The 21,105-nt window shown below is 71.5% G+C and carries 24 protein-coding genes and 1 pseudogene; 18 read left to right on the top strand and 7 right to left on the bottom strand.

The genetic code is table 11. The features are described from left to right. The first annotated feature begins 214 nt into the window (after nt 1-214). Entirely contained in the window at nt 215-1,831 is a 1,617-nt protein-coding gene (locus tag ACFYX3_RS08120; protein ID WP_389009546.1) for a purple acid phosphatase family protein, read from the top strand. Between the two features lie 275 nt (nt 1,832-2,106). Here the strand turns inward: ACFYX3_RS08120 and ACFYX3_RS08115 are convergent, their stop codons facing one another. Beyond that, on the bottom strand, nt 2,107-2,589 hold the full coding sequence (locus ACFYX3_RS08115; protein WP_389009543.1) for a LuxR C-terminal-related transcriptional regulator: 483 nt from the start codon (nt 2,587-2,589) through the stop codon (nt 2,107-2,109). Here ACFYX3_RS08115 and ACFYX3_RS08110 point away from each other — a divergent pair. Beyond that, a complete protein-coding gene (locus ACFYX3_RS08110; RefSeq protein ID WP_389009540.1) occupies nt 2,588-2,713 on the top strand; it encodes a hypothetical protein in 126 nt (41 codons plus the stop codon). The two genes, ACFYX3_RS08115 and ACFYX3_RS08110, sit on opposite strands and share 2 nt — an antisense overlap. A 327-nt stretch (nt 2,714-3,040) precedes the next feature. Here ACFYX3_RS08110 and ACFYX3_RS08105 read toward each other — a convergent pair whose 3' ends face one another. From ACFYX3_RS08105 to rpmB, 5 genes are all read right to left on the bottom strand, one after another. Continuing rightward, on the bottom strand, nt 3,041-5,248 hold the full coding sequence (locus ACFYX3_RS08105; RefSeq protein ID WP_389009536.1) for an MMPL family transporter: 2,208 nt from the start codon (nt 5,246-5,248) through the stop codon (nt 3,041-3,043). 627 nt (nt 5,249-5,875) lie between these two features. Then, entirely contained in the window at nt 5,876-7,036 is a 1,161-nt protein-coding gene (locus ACFYX3_RS08100) for a GTP-binding protein (protein ID WP_389009533.1), read from the bottom strand. 6 nt (nt 7,037-7,042) lie between these two features. After that, a complete protein-coding gene (gene rpmF, locus ACFYX3_RS08095) occupies nt 7,043-7,213 on the bottom strand; it encodes a 50S ribosomal protein L32 (RefSeq protein WP_389009530.1) in 171 nt (56 codons plus the stop codon). A 301-nt stretch (nt 7,214-7,514) separates the two neighbouring features. Then, nucleotides 7,515-7,820, bottom strand: coding sequence for a 30S ribosomal protein S14 (gene rpsN / locus ACFYX3_RS08090; RefSeq protein ID WP_389009527.1), 306 nt, complete (start codon nt 7,818-7,820; stop codon nt 7,515-7,517). Further along, a complete protein-coding gene (gene rpmB / locus ACFYX3_RS08085; RefSeq protein WP_389009524.1) occupies nt 7,820-8,056 on the bottom strand; it encodes a 50S ribosomal protein L28 in 237 nt (78 codons plus the stop codon). The genes rpsN and rpmB overlap by 1 nt, the downstream gene beginning before the upstream one ends. An 85-nt stretch (nt 8,057-8,141) precedes the next feature. Here rpmB and rpmG point away from each other — a divergent pair, with 85 nt between their 5' ends. From rpmG to ACFYX3_RS08010, 15 genes and pseudogenes are all read left to right on the top strand, one after another. Continuing rightward, nucleotides 8,142-8,306: a 50S ribosomal protein L33 gene (rpmG, locus tag ACFYX3_RS08080; RefSeq protein ID WP_389009522.1), complete on the top strand. Its 165-nt coding sequence runs from the start codon at nt 8,142-8,144 to the stop codon at nt 8,304-8,306. 48 nt (nt 8,307-8,354) lie between these two features. Further along, complete coding sequence (locus ACFYX3_RS08075; RefSeq protein WP_376591134.1) at nt 8,355-8,600, top strand: type B 50S ribosomal protein L31; 246 nt, start codon at nt 8,355-8,357, stop codon at nt 8,598-8,600. Continuing rightward, the gene (locus tag ACFYX3_RS08070; protein ID WP_389009518.1) at nt 8,600-9,751 is read left to right on the top strand and encodes a CobW family GTP-binding protein; all 1,152 of its coding nucleotides are present in this window, start codon (nt 8,600-8,602) and stop codon (nt 9,749-9,751) included. The genes ACFYX3_RS08075 and ACFYX3_RS08070 overlap by 1 nt, the downstream gene beginning before the upstream one ends. 44 nt (nt 9,752-9,795) lie before the next feature. After that, entirely contained in the window at nt 9,796-10,032 is a 237-nt protein-coding gene (rpsR, locus tag ACFYX3_RS08065; protein WP_389009515.1) for a 30S ribosomal protein S18, read from the top strand. Between the two features lie 560 nt (nt 10,033-10,592). Continuing rightward, entirely contained in the window at nt 10,593-10,826 is a 234-nt protein-coding gene (locus tag ACFYX3_RS08060) for a hypothetical protein (protein WP_389009512.1), read from the top strand. Beyond that, nucleotides 10,823-11,251, top strand: a complete 429-nt coding sequence (locus tag ACFYX3_RS08055; protein ID WP_389009509.1) for a hypothetical protein — start codon at nt 10,823-10,825, stop codon at nt 11,249-11,251. The genes ACFYX3_RS08060 and ACFYX3_RS08055 overlap by 4 nt, the downstream gene beginning before the upstream one ends. A 244-nt stretch (nt 11,252-11,495) precedes the next feature. Continuing rightward, on the top strand, nt 11,496-12,101 hold the full coding sequence (locus ACFYX3_RS08050) for an antibiotic biosynthesis monooxygenase (protein WP_389009506.1): 606 nt from the start codon (nt 11,496-11,498) through the stop codon (nt 12,099-12,101). 212 nt (nt 12,102-12,313) lie between these two features. Next, the gene (locus ACFYX3_RS08045) at nt 12,314-13,270 is read left to right on the top strand and encodes a RecB family exonuclease (protein ID WP_389009503.1); all 957 of its coding nucleotides are present in this window, start codon (nt 12,314-12,316) and stop codon (nt 13,268-13,270) included. Nucleotides 13,271-13,529: 259 nt separating this feature from the next. Next, nucleotides 13,530-14,486 (top strand): ATP-binding protein, encoded by a 957-nt coding sequence (locus tag ACFYX3_RS08040; protein ID WP_389009500.1) that lies wholly within the window; start codon nt 13,530-13,532, stop codon nt 14,484-14,486. After that, nucleotides 14,483-14,998 carry a hypothetical protein gene (locus ACFYX3_RS08035; RefSeq protein ID WP_389009497.1) on the top strand — a complete coding sequence of 172 codons (516 nt, stop codon included), beginning with the start codon at nt 14,483-14,485 and terminating at the stop codon, nt 14,996-14,998. Before ACFYX3_RS08040 ends, ACFYX3_RS08035 begins: the two co-directional genes overlap by 4 nt. Then, a complete protein-coding gene (locus ACFYX3_RS08030; protein WP_389009494.1) occupies nt 14,995-15,777 on the top strand; it encodes a hypothetical protein in 783 nt (260 codons plus the stop codon). Before ACFYX3_RS08035 ends, ACFYX3_RS08030 begins: the two co-directional genes overlap by 4 nt. Nucleotides 15,778-15,879: 102 nt before the next feature. Next, entirely contained in the window at nt 15,880-16,380 is a 501-nt protein-coding gene (locus ACFYX3_RS08025; protein ID WP_389009491.1) for a single-stranded DNA-binding protein, read from the top strand. A gap of 61 nt (nt 16,381-16,441) precedes the next feature. Beyond that, the gene (gene recA / locus ACFYX3_RS08020) at nt 16,442-17,611 is read left to right on the top strand and encodes a recombinase RecA (RefSeq protein ID WP_382653639.1); all 1,170 of its coding nucleotides are present in this window, start codon (nt 16,442-16,444) and stop codon (nt 17,609-17,611) included. 62 nt (nt 17,612-17,673) lie between these two features. Next, nucleotides 17,674-18,888: a Holliday junction branch migration DNA helicase RuvB gene (gene ruvB, locus ACFYX3_RS08015; RefSeq protein ID WP_389010521.1), complete on the top strand. Its 1,215-nt coding sequence runs from the start codon at nt 17,674-17,676 to the stop codon at nt 18,886-18,888. 946 nt (nt 18,889-19,834) lie between these two features. Continuing rightward, a pseudogene (locus tag ACFYX3_RS08010) lies at nt 19,835-20,416 on the top strand (helix-turn-helix domain-containing protein); the annotation flags it as partial. Here the strand turns inward: ACFYX3_RS08010 and ACFYX3_RS08005 are convergent. Then, nucleotides 20,385-20,756, bottom strand: coding sequence for a hypothetical protein (locus ACFYX3_RS08005; RefSeq protein WP_389009488.1), 372 nt, complete (start codon nt 20,754-20,756; stop codon nt 20,385-20,387). The pseudogene ACFYX3_RS08010 and the gene ACFYX3_RS08005 overlap by 32 nt on opposite strands. A 16-nt stretch (nt 20,757-20,772) precedes the next feature. On the opposite strand from ACFYX3_RS08005, the gene ACFYX3_RS08000 reads away from it, so the two are divergent. After that, nucleotides 20,773-21,105, top strand: a 333-nt coding sequence (locus ACFYX3_RS08000; protein ID WP_389009485.1) for an LLM class flavin-dependent oxidoreductase, incomplete at its 3' end; no start/stop codon positions are given.

Raw genomic sequence — 21,105 nt, 5'->3', positions numbered from 1 at the left:
CCGGCCCGGTCGAGGGCTGTGCCTGAACCGACGATCGGGAGCGGGGTGGGCAGCGGAAGTTTCGGCCGCACGGACTCCAGATGCGCTGAGCAATGCGACCGGTCCGGGGCGTCCGCCGGAAAATTTTCGTTCAAGAGTGTTCTTCGCAGACGTCAGAGTTGTCGATCGAACCTAGGGTTCACACGATCAACTTCCTTCGAGGAAAGGATCTTTCATGTCGATTCCGCGCAGGGTCTTACTCGCCGGCTCGACGGCCGGTGCGGCCGCCGCCGCCGTCGGGGGTGCGGGAAGTGTCGAAGCCGCCGACCGGTCGGCGGCCGCGGCGTCGCCGTTGCTGCAGCGCACACCCAGTCGTATCGGGGTTCCGGGTGTGGCCGGGCTGCACCTTCAGTTCGGCGCCGATCCCGCCACCGAGATGACCGTTTCCTGGATCAGCCCCCAGTCCGTCCGGCGCCCGCGGGTCCACCTCGGGTCACCGGACGGTGGCGCCGGGCGGGTGGTCGACGCCGAGACCCGTACCTACCGTGACGGGCTCTCCCGGCAGGAGGTGTACGTCCATCACGCCCGCATCGCCGGGCTGCGGCCGGACACCACCTACCTGTACTCGGCCGGGCACGACGGTGCCGCGCAGGAGACCGGGTCCTTCACCACGGCACCGCGCGGTCGCGCCGCGTTCACCTTCACCAGCTTCGGCGACCAGGGCACGCCCAATCTGCGCCGGACCCTCAAGTGGCCCACGAAGGAAACGCCGCCGCCTCTCGGTCCCTTCCCGCTCTACACCAGCACTCAGGGCGGCACCGAGGCGTCCGCCGACATCGTGGCCGCGGTGGAACGGGTCGGTCCGCTGTTCAACCTGATCAACGGCGACCTGTGCTACGCGGGCGTGGCCGGCGCCATCGGTGAGGACCGTGTCGCGACCTGGGCCGACTGGTTCATCAGCAACAGCCGCTCGGCGCGGCTGCGCCCCTGGATGCCCTGTGTCGGCAACGGTGAGACCGAGAAGGGCAACGGCCCCCTGGGCCTCACGGGTTACCAGACCTACTTCGATCTGCCGGGCGCGACGACTGCCACCGACCCCGAGACGGATGGCCTGTGGTACGCCTTCACCGTCGGCGCGGTCCGTTTCATCAGTCTGGCCAACGACGACGTGGCGATCGTGGACACCGGCGACATCTATCTGCGCGGATACTCCGATGGTGCACAACGTCGCTGGCTGGAAAGGGAGTTGAAGGCGGCGCGAGCCGGCACCGATATCGACTGGATCGTCGTCTTCATGCATCATCCGATGATCTCCAGCCACCGCAGCGGCGGCAGCGACCTCGGAGTCCGCCAGGAGTGGGGCCCGCTCTTCGACGCGTACGGGGTCGACCTGGTGCTCTGCGGCCACGAGCACTACTACGAACGCTCGCTGCCGGTCCGCGGCACCCTGCCGAACGAGGCCCGCACCCCGATCCCGGTCTCCACCGGCACCGACGTCGCCGACACCGCGAAGGGCACCGTGCACATGGTCATCGGTGGCGGCGGCAACTTCGCCACCACCCAGGACGACCTGTTCGAGGAGCCCAAGGGCCGCGTCGTCGTCGCCGTGGGCAAGGAGCCCGAGGGCCGCCACCGCAAGGCGGTCTACATCACCGAGGACGCCCCCTGGCGCGCCGTCCAGGACCGCGTCCACACCCATGGCTTCGCCGCTTTCGACGTCGACCCGGGCACCCGCGGCACCGGACGCACCCGGATGTCTGTCACGTACTACACCTTCGACGGCCCCTACGGAGAGCTGACCCCGGTCGACACCTTCACTCTGGAACGCCCCCGCGCGGACGCCCGGCACTGACGGCAACCGTGCCGGTCCCGGAGCGCGTTGTCGGCTCATCAGGACCGCCATGGCCTGCTCGACCAGGCAGCGGATCCTGGCGTGACCACTGTTGTGTCGGCGAACGCGCCATGGCCACCCTCAAGGGCTGATGTCTCCTCCGGAAGCTCCGCTGCAGCATCAACCGGATCACGGACGTGGTGAAGGCCGTCGTCGTCCTTCACCACGCCTCGACGTGAGGTTGGAGAAGGCTCAGCACGACGGCGGACGCAGAGCGGTTCGATCATCGTGTGCTCTCACTCCGGCGGACGAGGGGCGCGAACCAGGCCGGACTGGTAGGCGATGGCGACGAGTTGTGCGCGGTCGCGGGCGTCGAGTTTGGCCATGGCCCGGTGGACGTGGGTGCGGACGGTGAAGGGGCTGACGTGCATGCGGGCGGCGATCTCCTCGTTGCTGAGGCCGATGGCTGCCATGGCCATGACCTCGCGCTCGCGGGCGGTCAGGGAGGCGAGCCGTTCGGGAAGGGCGGCCTTTTCCGGGGTGCGGTCGAGGAGGTGGGGGGCGATGCCGGCCTGGGCGTTGGCGAGGGCCATGTGGTGGGTGACGACGTCGTGCAGGTCGCGGGCGATGCGGATGCGTTCGTCGGCGACCCGGCGACGGGCCTCCTGCTCACGGGTGCGTTCGGCGAGTTCGGCGCGTTCCTTGGTGGCGGCCAGGTGGGCGCGGTGGGTACGTACGGAGTCGCCGATGGAGCCGGGCAGCAGGATCCAGGCGATCATGCCGATCTTCGCGTTGATCGATGCCGTGGGCTCGTTGATGATCGCGGCGCCCGTGACCGGGACGGCCGCGACGGCGGTGGCGCGGCGGGCGGTCCTCCGGTCGGTCTGGACCGTCAGGAAGTAGAAGGCCGTCAGGAGGGGGGGCGATCAGGCCGGCGTCGAGGCGGGGTGCGACGAAACAGGTCGCCAGGCCGCACACGAGCGTCACCCCGTAGACCGCGTAGGGGCGGCTGCGGTGGAACAGGATGGCGGCGCAGGCGACGAAGGCCAGGGCCAGGGCGCCGGGATCGGGCTCGACGTTGTCGCCGAGGCGGTTCAGCAGCGTCGTCCCGCCGGCGATGACCAGCAGCGCGAGCGCGAGCAGCGTGTCGAGCAGGCGGGGGCGCCGGCCGTGGACGAAGGCCGTGCCCCAGCCCCCTGGGCGTCCAGGGGGCTGGGGCACGGCGTGGAGTCAGACGGCAGTCGACTGCCTGGCCCGCTCGGGTTCGGGTCCCACGGCGGGGGACGTCTGCAGCCGGGCCCCTTCGACGTCGACATCGGGCAGGATCCGCTCCAGTGGCCGCGGCAGCCACCATGCCCTCTTCCCGAGCAGGGCGAGGGCTGCCGGCACGAGCACCATCCGTACGACGAAGGCGTCGAAGGCGACGGCGGCGGCCAGGCCGAAGCCGAGCATCTTGACCATCGGCTCGTTCATGCCGATGAAGCCGGCGAAGACGCTGATCATGATGAGCGCGGCGGCGGTGACGACCCGGGCGTTGTGGCGGAAGCCGGTGACCACGGCATCGCCGGGCCGCTCGCCGTGGACGTGGGCCTCCCGGATACGGGTGACCAGGAACACCTCGTAGTCCATGGCCAGGCCGAACACCACACCGATCATGAAGATCGGCATCATGCTCATCACCGGCCCGGTCTGTTCGACGCCGAACACGTCGGCCAGCCATCCCCACTGGAAGACGGCGACGACGGTGCCCAGCGCGGCGGCCACGGAGAGCAGGAAGCCGAGCGCCGCCTTCAGTGGGACGAGCACCGAGCGGAACACGACCATGAGCAGCAGTACGGCGAGGCCGACCACGAGCACGAGGTAGGGCACCAGAGCGTCGGCGAGCTTCTGCGAGACGTCGATGTTCATCGCCGTCGGACCGCTGACGAGCACGGTCGCGCCGGTGTCGGCCTTCAGGCCGTGGGCCTTTCCGCGGATGGCGTGGACCAGGTCCGCGGTCTCGGCGGTGCTCGGGCCGGTGGCCGGCACGGCGGTGACCAGAGCCGTGTCGCCGGCCTGGTTGAACGCCGGCGGCGTGACGGCGACCACGCCGGGCAGGGCGGCGACGGTCTTCCCGACCTGTTCGGCGACCGCCTTCGGGTCGTCCGTGTTCTCGGCGTCGACGACTAGGGTCAGGGGGCCGTTGAACCCGGGGCCGAAGCCGGCGGAGAGGTGGTCATAGGCACGGCGCTGCGTGGTGGTGGTCGGCTTGGCCTCGTCGCCCGGAAGGCCGAGCCGCAGATCGAGGGCGGGTACGGCGAGGCCGATCACCCCGCCGAGGAGCACCGCGACCGGGCGGCGCAGCACGAACCGGTCCCAGCGCGTGCCGCCGTTGGCGCGGGCCGCGTCCGCCCCGTGCTTCCCCACCGGGCCGGGAGAGCGCAGACGCCGGGGCAGCACGCGCCTGCCGAGGAAGCCGAGCAGCGCGGGTACGAGGGTGAGCGCGACCAGCACGGCGACGACGACGGTGCCGGCTGCCGCGAGGCCCATCTTGACGAGGATCGGGATGCCGACCACCGACAGTCCGGCCAGCGCGATCACGACGGTCAGGCCGGCGAACACGACGGCGGACCCGGCGGTGCCGGTCGCACGTCCGGCAGCCTCCTTCGGCTCGTACCCGTCGAGGACCTCGGCCCGGTAGCGGGAGACGACGAAGACGGCGTGGTCGATGCCGACCGCGAGGCCCAGCATCATCGCGAGTGTGCTGGTGGTGCTCGAAAGACCCAGTGTGCTGCCCAGCGCGGTGATCGCGGCGAGACCCAGGCCCACCGAGACCAGAGCGGTGACCAGCGGCAGCCCCGCGGCGAGCAGGGACCCGAAAGTGATCACCAGGACGACGGCGGAGATCGCCATGCCGATGGCCTCGGCGGAGGAACCCTCCTCGGAGCCGGCCGTCAGCGCGTTTCCGCCGATCTCGACCGTCAGCCCGGCGTCACGGCCGTGCTGCGTGGCCTCCTCCAGCTCGTCGGAAGCAGCCTCGCTCACCGACCCCGGCTTCGCGCTGTAGCCGATCGTCGCGTAGGCGGTGGTGCCGTCCTTCGAGACCGCGCCGGCCTGGAAGGGGCTGACCGCTCCCGTGACCTGCTCACCGTGGGCGAGGTCGGCGACCACCCGCTCGACCGTCTGCCGGTGGGTGCCGGCGGTGATCTTCTGCCCGGAGGGCGCGACGAAGACCAGCCGCGCCGAAGCTCCGTCGGACGAGGCGCCGGGGAAACGCTCGTCCATGAGATCGAAGGCGTTCTGCGCCTCGGTCCCCGGCAGCGCGAAGCCGTCTTCGGGCGCGGCCGGTGCCTTGGCCGCGAGCAGCCCGAGGACGGCCAGCACCGCGACCCCCAGCAAGGTCACCTGCCGACGGCGGACGAAGGACCATCGGCCCAGGCGGTAGAGGAACGTGGCCACGGGAGAGCGGACTCCTTCAAGGTGGGGGATCGGTCGTACGAGGTCTGCGTGCAGGGCAGCGGACGGAACACCGTCCCGCCTCTGTACCGCGCTCCCTCACGGCCCGCTCCGACGCGGGACGAACAGTGCCGTGATCCGCAAGGAGGGCACGGCGCCGGAAGCATCGCCATCCTCCGGCGACGGGCTGTCCGCCGTCGTCGGCTCTGTGCAGGCAATCCCGCGTACTGCATCTGCAGTACCGCCCCGTTCGGGCTCGTCTCCGTCCGGGACGAGGGCCTCACGCCGGTACGTACCTGCCGACGTCGGGTGACCGTGTGGCCGGGATCGGTGGTGGAAGTCGCGAGCCGCAGAGCCAGGCGACCGGCCGCGGCTCCGTCGTCGTCGTGCTCACCGGCCTCTTCACCCTCACCCGGTGCCTCGCCCCGAAGCACGGCTTCCTGGCGCGTGCCCGCCGCCCCATCGGGTTTGGCGGCCAAGGCAGTCGGAACGGGTTCAGCCGGCACTCCTCCACCTGGGAGTACCGGCTGGGACCCGGGGAACCGGCGTCAGGATCTGACGCGAAGAGCCGGGCCGGACGGTGCCGTGGCTGCGACCACCGTCCGGCCCGGAGTCTGTCGGGCTGGTGCTTCATGCTGCCTGCTCGTGCTCGCAGGCGTCCTCGATGCCGTACGTCTCCCAGGCGGGGAAGTCGTCGTCGGCGGGGACGGTCTCGCCCGGCGTCAGCAGGCAGGCTTCCAGTGCCGCGTGCAGGGCGTCGGCGCGCAGTGCGGTGCCGATGAAGACCAGTTCCTGGTCCTGCGTGGTCTCCGGGCCGCGGGCGCCGGACGGCTCGAACCGGGCGACGGAGCCGGCCTGGGACCACAGGCCCGTCACGTGGGGTCGGCCGGCGAGCCAGAAGAAGCCCTTGGAGCGCAGGATCCGCCCGAAGGCGCCGCTGTCGAGGCCCTTGGTGACGAAGGTCCACAGGCGCCCGGGGTGGAACGGCAGGCCGGAGCGGAAGACGAGCGAGGAGATGTCGTACTCCTCGGTCTCCGGGACGTGGTCGCCGTTGAGCTCCTTGACCCAGCCGGGGGCCTGCTGGGCCCGCTCGACGTCGAGCAGGCCGGTGCCCAGAACATGTTCGAGCGGAACCTGTCCGCGGACGGCCGGGACGATCCGCGCCTCCGGGTTGAGCCGCGCCAGCGTGGCGCGCAGTCGGCGTGCCTCTTCCGGTCCGACGAGGTCGAGCTTGTTGAGGACGATGACGTCCGCGAACTCGACCTGGTCCATGAGGAGATCGCTCACCGTGCGCTCGTCGTCCTCGTACTGGTCGAGGCCGCGTGCGACGAGTTCGTCGCCGCCGTCGAGCTCGGGCAGGAAGGCCGCGGCGTCCACGACGGTCACCATCGTGTCCAGTCGGGCGAGGTCGCCGAGGGTGGCCCCGTCGTCGCGGGGGAACGAGAAGGTGGCGGCCACGGGCATGGGCTCGGAGATGCCGCTGGACTCGATGAGCAGGTAGTCGAAGCGGCCCTCGCGGGCGAGCCGGTCGACCTCTTCCAGCAGGTCGTCGCGCAGGGTGCAGCAGATGCACCCGTTGGTCATTTCGACCAGGCGCTCCTCGGTGCGGGACAGGGCGGCCTCGCCGCCGCGGACGAGCGCGGCGTCGATGTTGACCTCGCTCATGTCGTTGACGATGACCGCGACCCGTAGTCCTTCGCGGTTGCCGAGGACGTGGTTGAGGAGGGTGGTCTTGCCGGCCCCGAGGAACCCGGAGAGAACAGTCACCGGCAGACGGTCGGTGGGCGTCACGAGCGCTCAGCCCTCGGGGCGGATGAGGCCGCGCTCGTACGCCTTCACCAGGCGCTGCGGGACCCGGTGGACGACACCGTCCACGGTGATCGGCACCAGCTGGGGCGTGGTCGCCTTCCACCGGGCGCGGCGGTGGCGGGTGTTGCTGCGGGACGTCTTCCGCTTGGGGACGGCCATCGTGAGACTCCTCGGTCCGGTTTCCGACTCGCAGAGGGTGTGGCGCTGCGGTTCGGGGTGTGCGCGTCGCGCATGGGTGAAGTGGTGGGGTGAGGCGAGCGGGGGCGCGCCGGTCCGGTTCTGGTGGGCGCCGCGGCTTCGTGAACGTCCGCGTGCGGCCCCTGGGTCCCCCTCGCGGGCCCGCAGGGTTCCGCACGCGGACGAGACCGAGACTAAACGCTCATGGTATCCATTTTCAATAGGCGCCTGTGGGTGTGTGCCCGGATGCCGCCCGGTGTGGCGCGGCGTGGTGAATTCGCTTCTACCAGCTCGACTTGGTGACTCCCGGCAGGAATCCGGCGTGAGCCTGCTGTCGCGTCCGTACGCGTGAGAGTCCGAACTTGCGCACGTGGCCCCGGGGGCGCCCGTCCACGCTGTCGCGGTTGCGTACGCGTGTCGCGCTGGCGTCGCGCGGCTGGCGTCGCAACTCCGCGAGGGCGACGCCGCGTTCGGCTGCCGTGGACGACGGCCGGCGGATGACCTCCTTGAGCTCGGCCCGCCGGGCGGCGTACCGCTCGACGATCTCCTTGCGCTTCTCGTTCTTGGCGATCTTGCTTCGCTTCGCCATCAGACCTTCCCTCCTCGTGCGCGGATGCGCACCACGGCGGCCTTGATGCCGATCGCGTCGACCGTCTTGATCGCCTTGGCGCTGAGCGTCAGGCGTACGTGGCGCCCCTCGCTGGGCAGCCAGTAGCGCTTGCGCTGGACGTTCGGGTCGAAGCGACGTGAGGTGCGCCGGTGGGAGTGGGAGATGGTGTTGCCGAATCCCGGCTTCGCTCCGGTCAGTTGGCAGTGCGCCGACATGGATGGTGCCGCCCTTCTCGCTGGCTGGGTGATGCGTACGATACCCGGTATTGGAAATGAAAACCGTTCCCATATACTACCCGGCATGGCACGCAGCGAACTCCGCCCGGTCATCAAGCTCCGCTCCACCGGGGGCACCGGGTTCACCTGCGTGACGCGTAAGAACCTGCGCGACGACCCCGACCGCCTCGTGCTCCGCACGTACGACCCCGTCGTCGGCCGACACGTCGACTTCCGCGAAGAGCGCTGACCCACACGACTGCGCACCCCGCCAGACCTGATCACCGAAAGGCCCGCCATGAAGCCCGGAATCCATCCCGCCTATGAGCCCGTCGTCTTCCGCGACTCCGCCTCCGGCACCGCGTTCCTCACCCGCTCCACCATGACCGGTGACAAGACGATCGAGTGGGAGGACGGCAACACCTACCCGGTCGTCGACGTCGAGATCTCCTCGGCGAGCCATCCCTTCTACACGGGCACGGCGCGCGTCCTCGACACGGCCGGCCGCGTGGAGAAGTTCGAGCGCCGCTACGGGGCCCGTTGATGGGCGACGAACGCCGGCTGCCCGTCGTGATCGTCGCCGGGCTGCACGCCGATGCGCGGAAGGAGGTCGTCGGGCGACTTCTGCGGACCGTTCCGGACAGCGTGGCGCTGCACCACGATCTCGCCGGAGCGCCCGAGGGCACGGTGCTCCGTCTCGTACGGGACGCCTCCGGCATCGTCTCCTCGGGCGAGGCCCCGCTGGTCGACGACTGCGCGTGCTGCGCGCTGCGCGAGGACCTGGTTCCGGAACTGGAGCGGCTGGCGGACAGCGGTCTGACCCGTCTCGCCGTCGTCGAGTTGTGGGACTCGGTCGAACCGAAGGCCATGGCCGAGGTCATCGCCGCCCACGGCGGAGACCGCATGGCCGTGACGAACGTGATCACCGCCGTGGACCCGGCGCTCGTCCTGCCCTGCCTGGGCAACGGCGACGACCTCGCCGAGGCGGGTCTGGCCGCCGCCCCCACCGACCGGCGGACGGTCGGCGACACGTGGGCCCGGCAGCTGGAGTACGCGCCCGTGCTCGCCGTGGTCGACAGCGACGAGGCCGACGAGGAGGACCTCGCCCTCCTCGCGCAGCTGCATCCCACCGCTCGGCGCGTGCAGGCTTGTTCCGGAGAGCTCGTCGAAGCCGCGTTCGCCGGCTTCGACGTCGAGGCCGCCGCGGCCGCGCAGCACCCCGCATGCGCGCTGCTGCCCCAGGACGCCGACGAGGCCGGAGTCGCCACCTTCGTCTGGCGCCGCCATCGACCGTTCCACCCGGAGCGGCTGTACGAGGCGCTGGAGGACCTGTGCTGCGCGGCGGCCCGCAGCCGCGGCCGGTTCTGGCTCGCCGACCGCCCCGACACCCTGCTCGCCTGGGACGCGGCCGGCGGAGCACTGTGCGTGGAGAGCGCCGGCCCCTGGCTGGCTTCACTGCCGGACGCCGCCTGGGAGTTGGTCCCGCCCGTGCGCCGCGCGGCGGCCGCCCTCGACTGGCACCCCGAGCACGGCGACTGCTGCCAGCACCTCGTCTTCACCTCACCCGGCCTCGACCGGGACGGGCTCGAACAACTCCTCGACTCCTGCCTGCTCACGGACGCCGAGTACCAGGCGGGACGCGAGGAGTGGAAGCGCCTGCCCGGTGCCTTCGACTCCCTCCTCGATGCCGCCTGACCTCACACGACCCCACAGAAACACTCACGAGAAGGAGCCGCCCCATGGCCCGACGCACCGACCCCCACAAGCCCGCCAAGTCCCGCCCCAACCCGCTCGACGCGGCCGGCATCACGTACATCGACTACAAGGACACCGACCTGCTCCGGAAGTTCATCTCCGACCGCGGCAAGATCCGAAGCCGACGCGTCACCCGCGTGACCGCCCAGCAACAGCGCTCCCTCGCGGCCGCCGTCAAGAACGCCCGGGAGATGGCCCTGCTGCCGTACGCCAGCCGCTGACGACCGGCCTTCCCCTTTCGTGACGAACGGGCGACGGCCGAGACGGCCATGGCGGGAGTTAACCGCCTCCCTCTGGGGCCTGCTTTCCTCTGGGGTGTCGTCCCGTTCGAACATGCGGGCGCGTACGGCGTCGGGGTCGGGCAGGACATCGTCCAGGGTCTGCATGGCGATGTCCTGCCGCAGTCTCGGCGGTGCTGTGACGGGTGGCCTCCTCCCTCGCACCGGCGTTCCCGCCACGCCGTCCGTGGGCGACGTGGAAGACCAGCGGTCGGTGATCGGCCCGGAGGCGGGCACCGGCAAGGTCCGCCGGCGGCAGCCGCGGGCGAGGACTCTCTCCTGGCCGCGACACCCGACCTCGTCTTCCTGAGCCTCGGCTCCCGAGAGGGGAGGGTGTCCCTCGCACATGACGCCGCCACGGGCGAACGGCGGTGGCGGGTCCGGATCGGCACCGAGGATTCGGCGCGGACGGCGGTCCTGGACGGGGACACCCTGTGACGGCGTGGTGTACGTGGTGAATCTTGCCGCCACCACCCGACGACGCCGGACGCTGGGACCTGGCCATGAAGACGGACATCGAAGAGGTCCGCGCCAAGCACGGCGACACGTGCGACAAGCGCATCGCGGATGTGGGCGAAAGTGCCAAGAAGGACGGAAAGTTCCAGGCGCTGCCGGAGCGCCGCGGCTGGACGATCGACTGCGACATACTGAAACGTTCTCAACCGACCAGAAAGGCCCCCTCATGCGGTTCGTCCTCGACCCGCCCTGCGGCGTGGTTCCCGTCCGGCTGGGCATGACGCTCGACGAAACGGTCGCCGCGGTGTCGGCCTGGGGCGCTCCGCGCGTGTACCCGGCCGATGCGGTGCGCGACTTCGACCTGGTCTCTGCCGAGTACGACGGCATCGGATTCCAGGCGGCCCTCGAACGCGACCACCTTGTCACCGCCGTCACCCTCTGGGGACCCGACGAGGACGAGGACCCCGACGTCCAGGTGCTGCTCGACGGCCTCGACGTCTTCCGCGCCCCCGCCGACGAGGTCCTTGCACACGCCTCCCGGAAGGGCTGGCACGTCAACAACGACGACCCGCAGGCCCCCTACATCCCCGGCGTCACCCTGGCCTTCACCCGGGACACCTCCCAGGAGGTCCCACGGGACGAGAACGGCCTGCCGGTCCACTTCACGTCGGTGCTCGTGGCTGACGAGAAGTATCGGGAGAACTGACGAGGACCAGGTGGTCGCGCCGCCCACGTCGGCGGTGAGGCGACGACCACGGACGGACGCCCCCGGGAGCCTACGGGGACGAGCCCAGGTCAGGCGCCTCTTTTCGGCCGGGCCTGCCTTCCTGATGTTCGCCCGAACGGTCCGCCCGCGTTGCTCCCGGGCGCGTGAGCGCCTCGGATGGAAGCGGTGAGAACGAGACCGCCGCCCCGGCGAGCGTCGGCCCGATGAACAGGAGCGCACCCCCATGTACGTTCGCACCATCTACGCCATCGGTGATCCCGCCAAGATCGACGCGTGTGTGGACGCGCTCCGTGAGGAGGCCCCCAGGGCGTTGGCCGGCCAGCCCGGATACCGGGGCTTCGCGCTGTTCACCGACCGCGAGCTCGGCAAGATTCTCACGGGTTCCTGGTGGGAGAGCGAACAGGCGCTGCGGAACAGCGACGATCAGCTCAAGGAGCGACGCGCGACGATGCTGGCGCCGTTCGCGGACACCGTGACGGTCGACGGCTGGGAGGCCGCGGTGTTCACTCCTCCCGCGCAGGTCGGACCCGGCGCGGGGTTCCGCCTGACCCGGTTCGAGATCGACCCGTCCGGCGCCGACCTGCTGGTGGAGACGTTCCGGGATGCCACGCTGCCCAAGGTGCGGGCCATCGCGGGCTTCGAGACCGCGGCGATGCTCCTCGACCGGGCCAGGGGTCGGGGCAGCGTGGGTGTGGTTTATGCCGATCAGGCCGCGCTGGCAGCCTCCCGCGGCAAGCAGGCGGCGGCCCGTGGTGAAGCGGTCACGAAGACGGGGGTGTCCATCTGCAGCCTTGAGGAGTTCGAGGTGGTCACGCTCGAACGCCGGTAGGCCGTCTCCGTGTGAGCGGGTAGCAGAGTACGGCGCGGCACCGGCCTCCTGGGCCGCCCGGCGGGCAGCTGTCCGGGCCGGTGCGGGGTGCCTTCGCGGACGTGCCGCCGCAGGCCCGTCTCCAGTGCGGCCGACATGAGTTCGGTGCGTTCGGTGGCGGCGGACCAGCCGACGACGCGGCGGGAGAAGGCGTCGGCGGCCCGACGGCCCCGATGGGGTGGCCACGCGGCCTCCGGCGTAAGGTCAGGGGTGTGCAGCCGAGCAACACCTCCGGCGCACCGGCCCCGCCCGCAGCGCTCCGGCCCGCCGCGCCGCCGTCGTCGCTGTCGCCGTCGCGGGCGGGCGACTTCATGCAGTGCCCGCTGCTCTACCGGTTCCGGGTGATCGACCGGCTGCCGGAGAAGCCGAACGCGGCGGCGGCTCGGGGCATCCTGGTGCACGCGGTGCTGGAGCGGCTCTTCGACGTCCCGGCGGCGGAGCGCACGGCCGTCCGGGCCCGGGCCATGGTGGCGGGGGAGTGGGAGCGGCTGCTGGCGGCGCGGCCGGAGCTCGCGGAGTTGTTCGGGCGGGACGGCGGGGCGCCCGCCTCGGAACGGGTCTCGGAGTGGCTGGCCACGGCGGAGCAGCTGGTCGAGCGGTGGTTCACCCTGGAGGACCCGGCCCGGCTGGAACCCGCGGAGCGAGAGTTGTTCGTCAGGACCACGCTGGACTCCGGGCTGAAGCTGCGCGGGATCATCGACCGGGTGGACGTGGCGCCGACCGGCGAGGTGCGGATCGTCGACTACAAGACCGGCCGGGCGCCCCCGCCTGAGTACGCAGCAAACGCGCTGTTCCAGCTGAAGTTCTACGCCCTGGTGCTGTGGCGGCTGCGCGGCACCGTGCCACGCAGCCTGAGGCTGGTCTACCTGGGCAGCGGGGACGTGCTCACCTACGACCCGACGGAGGCCGATCTGCGGGCCGTGGAGCGCAAGCTGCTGGCGCTGTGGGACGCGATCGGGCAGGCGACGCGGACGGGCGACTGGCGCCCGAGCCCGAGCCGACTGTGCGACTGGTGTCCCCACCGGGCGCTGTGCCCGGCCTGGGGCGGCACCCCGCCGCCTTATCCCCTGGCCGTCACCCCGGACCCGGCCGCGGGGGAGGGCGAGCGCCCGGCCGCCGACGTCGGCTGAGGCCGGAGGTGTCCGGCACCCGCACAAATGCGGGAGGGTATTATACACTCCCTCGCTGACATTTCACCCTTTCCTGGATTTTTCTTGCGAAAAAGGGTGGATTGTTCTCTCTTGGGCGCCTAGCGTGGATGCAGACAGTAATTCGAATGCATATTCGATCCGAGGGCGGTCGAGCGGGGCACGTCCTGCCGGACGAGGACCGCGTCCCCTGCCGGCCAGGCCCACCCGGAACCGCCGTCGCAGACGCCAGGAGAACGGCGTGAACCTCACCTTCACCACCGCCACCAAGGAACAGGCCAAGGCCCGCATCGCGCTCGCCGGCCCCACCGGGTCGGGCAAGACCTACACCGCCCTGGTCACCGCCACCGGGCTCGGCGAGCAGGTCGCCCTGATCGACACCGAGCACGGCAGCGCCGCCAAGTACGCCGACGAGTTCGCCTTCGACACCCTCCCGCTCACGACGTTCCAGCCCACCACCCTCGTCGACGCGCTCGCGGTGGCCGCCCACGAGGGCTACGACGTCATGATCGTCGATTCCCTGAGTCACTTCTGGTCCGGCACCGGCGGGATGCTGGAGCAGGTCGACAACGCGGCCAAGCGCCTCGGGGCGGGCAGCAGCTTCGCCGGCTGGAAGGAGGCCCGCCCCCAGGAGCGGGCGATGATCGACGCCCTGCTCGCCTACCCCGGTCACCTCATCGTCACCATGCGCACCAAGACCGAGTACGTCGTGGAGGCCGACGAGCGCGGCCGCAAGGTGCCGCGCAAGATCGGGCTCAAGCCCGAGCAACGGGAGGGCATCGAGTACGAATTCGACATCGTCGGCGATCTCGACCACGAGAACACCCTGGTGGTCTCCAAGTCCCGGGCGAAGCCGCTGTCCGGGACGGTGCTCCACACGCCGGGCCCGGAGTTCGCCGAGGCCGTCCTCGACTGGCTGGAGGCCGGCAAACCCGCCCTCTCCGTTTCCGACTACGTCACGGCGGCCACCGCGCCGGGCGCCGGCCACGAGGAGCTGCGTGCCCTGTACGAGGAGGCCCGCCGGCACAACCTGCTCGGCGCCGCCGTCCTGGACGACAGCGGGGAGACCAGCACGCTCGGCCAGCTGATAGTGCGCCACGGCACCGCGGCGGCGAGGAACAGGGTCGCCGAGGACGTCGAGTCCGGGGCCGGGACCAGGCGGCAGAACGGGACCGAGCGGAAGGACAAGTCCGCATGAGCCTCAAGGAGCACGCCACCCGGGTCGCCGTGCTCCGGGTGCTGCGCGACGCCGTCGACGCCGAGTACCGGACCGAGCGCCACGAGGTCCTCGAGGGGCTGCGCGCGGCCCGCGCCGAGCTGAACCTGAAGTCGGTCCGGGTGGCCCTGCCGGACGACACACCGGTCGCCACCCTCACCCTCGTCGACCCCCGACCGGCGGTCGTGGTCGCCGACGAGGAGGCCTTCAGCGCCTGGGTGGCCGACAACCACCCCGGCGAGGTGGAGACGCTGGTCCGGGTGCGCCCCGGCTGGCAGCGGCAATTCCTCGCCCGGCTGAGCTGCCTCGATCCGGTCGCCGACCCGTACACCGGCGAGGCGATCCCGGGGCTGGGCGTGCTGTCGGTCTCCGAACCGCGGTCGTTCAGCCTGCGCCCCCTGCCCGGCGGGCGGGAACGGATCGCCCGCGCCTTGTACACCGGCACGCTAGACCTGCACCGTCTGCTCCCCCTCAAGGGCGGTGAGGATCCATGACCGCTGTCGTCGCCCACCCCGACCGGGACGCGCTCGGCACGCTGCGGTTCCTGGTCTCCCAAGCCGGTCACCTCGATTGCGGCCGCTGGACGTTCGAGGACGACAAGCGGCTGCGGTGCGCCTGCGGGGCCGTCCTGTACGCGTACCAGCAGCCGGTGGATGCGGCGGGAAGCGGCACACCGGCGGCAGCCGGGACGTTCCCCCGCGGAAGGGAAGAGCGAATGCTGCCGGCCGAGACGGCCCAGCTCGTCGCCCTGGTCGCGGCGATGTGCCCGTCGATGCACCTGGAGGACACCACGACGGACGCCTGGCACCTGCTGCTCGCCGACCTGGACGTCGCCGATGTACGGGCGGCTGTGACCAGGCTGGGCAGGCAGCGGTCCCGTATCGCCGCCGCCGACATCCGCGCCGAGGTGCGCGCGATCCGGGAGGAGCGGCTCGCCCGCAACCCGCTGCCACTCCCGGACAGCGACCCTGACGACCCGCGCCGTTATCGTGCGGAACTCCTCGCGCTGGTGACCGCGATCGCCTCAGGACAGCGAGTTCAGCGCACACCCTCCGCCCCGGGCGGTCCGCCCTCCCACCTCACCGGCTCGAAGCGCGACCCGCGCGTCCGCTCCCTCCGCGTGCCCTGTCCCTGGTGCGGGGCCGCCGCAGGCCGTCCCTGCATCGTCCCCCGGCTCGGAATCCCGCTGAGGAGGGCCCCTGCCCACCAGGCACGGCTCCTCGCAGCCGGGCTCGCCGAGCCCGGGCCGAGGCAGGAGGAGGAAGCGAGGTGAACCCGATGATCGCCCCCTTCGATGAAAGGCCGTACGAGGCTGCCCGTCGAACTCGAACAGGCACGGGTGAGGAATCACCCGTCGCACGAGAGGAAAGCCGCCATGGCCGGTGAAACCGTCATCACCGTCGTCGGCAACCTGACCGACGACCCCGAGCTGCGCCTCACCCCGTCCGGCGACACGGTCGCGCACTTCACCGTCGCGTCCACGCCCCGCACCTTCGACCGGCAGAGCAACGAATGGCGGGACGCCGAGACGCTGTTCCTGCGCTGCTCGGTCTGGCGGCAGGAGGCGGAGCACACCGCCGAGTCCCTGACCCGCGGCACCCGCGTCATCGTCCAGGGGCGGCTGCGCCAGCGGACGTACGAGACCCGGGAGGGCGAGAGGCGGACCGTCATCGAGCTGGAGGCCGACGAGATCGGCCCGTCGCTGAGGTTCGCCGCCGTGACGATCACCAAACCCCCGCACACCGGCGTCCCCGCCGGTGCCCGCGGTGGCCCCCGTCCTCCCGCCGAGGACCTGGTCACCCGGCCCGACGGCGAGCGGCCGGTCTCCGCCGAGGGCGGACGACACGCCCCCCGCGAGGAGACGGATCCCTTCTGACGGGCCGGCGCACCCGTGCGCCGGCCGCGACCACACACCGCACCCATGCGAGGCGGACCCCATGAAGGAACAGGACCGCGAGGAAGCGCTCGAGCTCGCCCTCGCCCAGATCGAAAAACGGTTCGGCGCGGGCTCGGTGATGCGCCTGGGCGATGAGCCGGGGGTCCCCATCGAGGTCATCCCCACCGGCTCGATCGCCCTGGATCTTGCCCTCGGCGTCGGCGGCCTGCCGCGCGGCCGCGTGGTGGAGATCTACGGCCCGGAGTCCTCCGGCAAGACGACCCTGGCCCTGCACGCCATGGCCAACGCGCAGAAGGCAGGCGGGACCGCGGCGTTCATCGACGCCGAGTACGGCCTCGACCTCGAGTACGCCAGGCGGCTCGGCGTCGACACCGACGCCCTGCTGGTCTGCCAGCCGGACAACGGCGAACAGGCCCTGCAGATCGCCGACACCCTCATCCACTCCGGCGCCCTGGACCTCATCGTCGTCGACTCCGTCGCCGCGCTGGTGCCGCGCGCGGAGATCGAGGGCGAGATGGGCGACCCGCACGTCGGCCTGCAGGCCCGGCTGATGAGCCAGGCGCTCCGGAAGATCGCCGGCGCGCTGGGCCACTCCGGAACCACGCTGATCTTCATCAACCAGCTCCGCGAGAAGATCGGCGTGATGTTCGGCTCGCCGGAGACCACTCCTGGCGGCCGGGCGCTGAAGTTCTACGCCTCGGTCCGCCTGGACATCCGCCGGATCGAGACCCTCAAGGACGGCACCGAGCCGGTGGGCAACCGCACCCGCGTCAAGGTGGCCAAGAACAAGGTCGCCCCGCCGTTCAGGCAGGCCGAGTTCGACATCCTCTACGGCCGGGGCATCAGCCGCGAGGGCGAGCTGATCGACCTGGGCGTCCAGCAAGGCCTCGTCCGCAGGTCCGGCACCTGGTACACGTACGAGAGCGACCGGCTCGGCCAGGGCAAGGAGAACGCCCGCACCTTCCTCAGGGACCACCCCGACCTCGCCGACGAGATCGAGAAGAAGACCAGGGAGGAACTGGGCATCGGGGCGGAGCCGGAGGCCCCGGCGGCGGAGCCCTGGGCGGATACGGCGAACCGAGTGGCCGCCCCCGGCACCGTGCCGTTCGACTCGGCCGCGGCCGGTCGGCGCTCCGCCGGGCCGACCTCGTCGGCCCCGACCGGTCCGGTCCCCCGCGCCCTCCTCGACGGCACCCCGGCCGGGCCGTGAAGACCAGCCCGCCGCTCCCTCACCCCGGCGCGAGGCGAACGCCGGTGAACCGGGGCGGCACCATGTTCCCCGGCGCCGCCACGCCCCGGGACGAGACGCCGGCCCCGGGCAGGACCGCCGCTGGCCGGCCCATCGCGGCGGAGCCGGTCCACCGGCCGGTCGCAGCCCCCGCCGACGGCGAGGACCGGGCCACCGAGGCGGCGTTGCGCCCCAAGGACCTGGACGGGTTCATCGGCCAGGAACGGGTTCGCGAGCAGCTCGACCTCGTCCTCCGGGCCGCGCGGCAGCGGAGCGCCACCGCCGACCACGTGCTGCTCTCCGGTGCCCCGGGGCTCGGCAAGACCACCCTGGCGATGATCGTCGCCGCGGAGATGGGAGCCCCGCTGCGCGTCACCTCCGGCCCCGCCATCCAGCACCCCGGGGACCTGGCGGCGGTCCTGGCCTCACTCACCGGGGGCGAGGTCCTCTTCCTCGACGAGATCCACCGCATGTCCCGGCCCGCCGAGGAGATGCTCTACCTGGCGATGGAGGACTTCCGCGTCGACATCGTCGTCGGCACCGGCCTCGACGCGACCGCCATGTCCCTCGAGCTGCCGCCGTTCACCCTCGTCGGTGCCACCGTCCGGGCCGGCCTGCTGCTCCCGCCGCTGCGCGACCGCTTCGGCTTCACCGCCCACATGGAGTTCTACCGACCGGCCGAACTGGAGCGAGTCATCCACCGCTCCGCCCGGCTGCTGGGGGTGGAGATCGAGTCCGCGGGCGCCGCCGAGATCGCCGGCCGCTCCCGCGGCACGCCCCGCATAGCCAACCGGCTGCTGCGCCGAGTGCGGGACTACGCCGAGGTCACCGCGGACGGAGCGGTCACCCGCGAGATCGCGTCCGCGGCCCTGGGGGTCTACGAGGTCGACGGCCGCGGCCTGGACCGCTTGGACCGGGCCGTGCTGCACGCCCTGCTGAAGCTGTTCGGCGGCGGACCGGTGGGCCTGGCCACCCTCGCGGTCGCCGTGGGGGAGGAGCGGGAGACGGTGGAGGAGGTCGCCGAGCCGTTCCTGGTCCGGGAGGGGCTGCTGGCCCGGACGCCCCGGGGGCGGGTCGCGACGCCCGCCGCCTGGGCCCACCTCGGGCTCGTACCGCCGCCCGAGCCGTCCCGGCCGTCCTGGGCCGCGTCCCCGGGACTGCACCGGAATGGCGATTCCGGACAGGACGACCAGCCCGGAGACCGCACCGGACGGACCACCTCCCCGGCCGCGCCCCGGCACAGGCCCCCGCCACGGTGAGACCCATGGCCGCCCGTACGAGAACCGCCGAGGACCGGCCGTCCTACCGCTGCACCGAGTGCGGCCGGCAGACGACCGCCCGCTCGACCGGCGTCGTCGTGCTGCTCGCGGGCGAGCCCGGCGTCGGCAAGTCGCCACAGCGCCCTCGCACGACGCCGAGCCCCGACGCACCGAGGATGGATCGTGGGCAGTGTGCTGCCCGGCCTGCGAAGGGTGGCGGAGGGCGGCTGACCGTGCTCTTGAGCCCGTAACCACCACGGGGCCAGGCACTTGTGCAGTGAGTCGGTGGTGTGGTCTGTGACTGGTCCGGAAGCGCTGGTGGGGAACGGTGAACCGAGGGGACGGACTGAGTGTTTCGACGTACACGCGCTATCTCCCTGTGCGGACGAGGGAGAGGCGCCTGACGGGCAAAAGCCCGGGTCAGGCGCCTCTCTTTGTGGCCCTAGAAGAAGCCGAGCCGCTTCGGCGAGTAGGACACCAGGAGGTTCTCCGTCTGCTGGTGGTACACGCCTCGTGTGGCCGCTGAACAGCGGAGACGGCTGCGATTCGGCCAGGCTGCAGGCGGCTGGTCCGCGTATGGCCCGGATCTTGGTCGGCCTCGTCCCTGGCCCCGAAGAGCGACCGCCATGCGGGAGCAGTTCGCACCGAAGGACGACAGCCGCTCAGCCCCGCCCCCCTTATGGCCACGATGAACCGCGAGTTGTGATCCTTACACCCCCGCTCGCGCGGGGACCACGGCCCGGGCCAGGCTCCCACCTAGTGCTGTGACCGCGAACCTTTGCCGGGTTGCTCGTTGTGCTGGTTGGAAGCGACGACGCTTCCAAGCAGCGTGGGAGGCGGGACGGCGCAACCGGTCAAAGTCCGCAAGCTGACCGAGCAGGAGGGGCAGAAGCTGCAGCAGGTCGTGCGACGAGGCGGTACCAGCTCGGTGCGGTTCCGGCGGGCGATGATGCTGCTGGCCTCGGCAGGCGGCAGCACGGTCCCGGTCATTGCGCATCTGGTCCAGGCGGACGAGGACACTGTCCGCGACGTGATCCACAAGTTCAACGAGATCGGGCTCGCATGCCTGGACCCTCGCTGGGCGGGAGGCCGTCCCCGCCTGCTCAACCGTGACGACGAGGACTTCGTCGTGGCGACGGCCACCACCCGCCCCACCAAACTCGGCCGGCCCTTCACCCGCTGGTCGATCCGCAAGCTCGCCGATCGCCTGCGAGGCAACATCGCGCGGCCGATCCGGATCGGCCGGGAGGCCCTGCGCTGCTTACTGGCCCGCCGCGGGATCTCCTTCCAGCGCACGAAGACCTGGAAGGAGTCCCCGGATGCGGACTTCGACGCCAAGCTCGCCCGCATCGAGTACGCGATCAACGAGCGGCCCGACCGCACCTTCGCCTTCGACGAGTTCGGACCCCTGGGCATCCGCCCGGCAGCCGGCTCCTGCTGGGCCGAGCACGGCCGTCCCGACCGGCTGCCGGCCACCTACCGCCGAACCCACGGGATCACGTACTTACACGGCTGCTACTCCGTCGGTCGGCTCTCCCGGTGCGGCGCTGGGTGCGGATGAGGGTGCCGTCGATCAGGACCACCTTCCCGCCCCGTTTGGCGATCTTCTTCAGGGCATGGTTCAGGCGCGGCGCCTGGGTGGCGAGCAGTCCGATCAGCTCGTCGCGCCAGCGGCGGACGGTGGACTCGGACACGTTGTTGCCGCCCGCCAGATCGGCCAGGCGCTGGTCGTGGCGCAGTACGGCCAGGACGATCACTGCGATCCTTCCGGGCGGCAGGGCCCGCCACCTGGACCGTATCGCCTTCAAGTGGCGTCGCAGCAGATCGGCGAGGTGGTTGACGGTGCTCGTGGAGTCGAGGGTGAGCAACTGAGACAACCGTGGGGTGCGCCATGCGATCCTGCGGTTGACGAACCCGGGGACGCGTACGTGGGAGGTGACCGCCTCCACCTTCGCCACCCTCAACGACATGTACGGCAACCGGACCGTGTGCGGCATCGGCCGCGGCGACTCCGCCATGCGCGTCGCCGGGCGCAGGCCCAACACCCTGGCCCGGCTCGGCGAGGCCATCGAGGTCATCCGCGACCTCGCGGAAGGGCGGGAGGCCGAGGTCGACGGCAACGCGATCCGCATCCCGTGGATCGAGAACGGCAAGCTGCCGGTGTGGATGGCCGCGTACGGGCCGAAGGCCCTCGCCCTCGCCGGGCAGAAGGCCGAC

The organism is Streptomyces sp. NPDC002463 (assembly GCF_042889835.1).
GTDB classification, from domain to species: domain Bacteria; phylum Actinomycetota; class Actinomycetes; order Streptomycetales; family Streptomycetaceae; genus Streptomyces; species Streptomyces nymphaeiformis.
The sequence above is the reverse complement of the archived record's forward strand: the minus strand, read 5'-3'. Positions and strand labels throughout refer to the sequence as shown.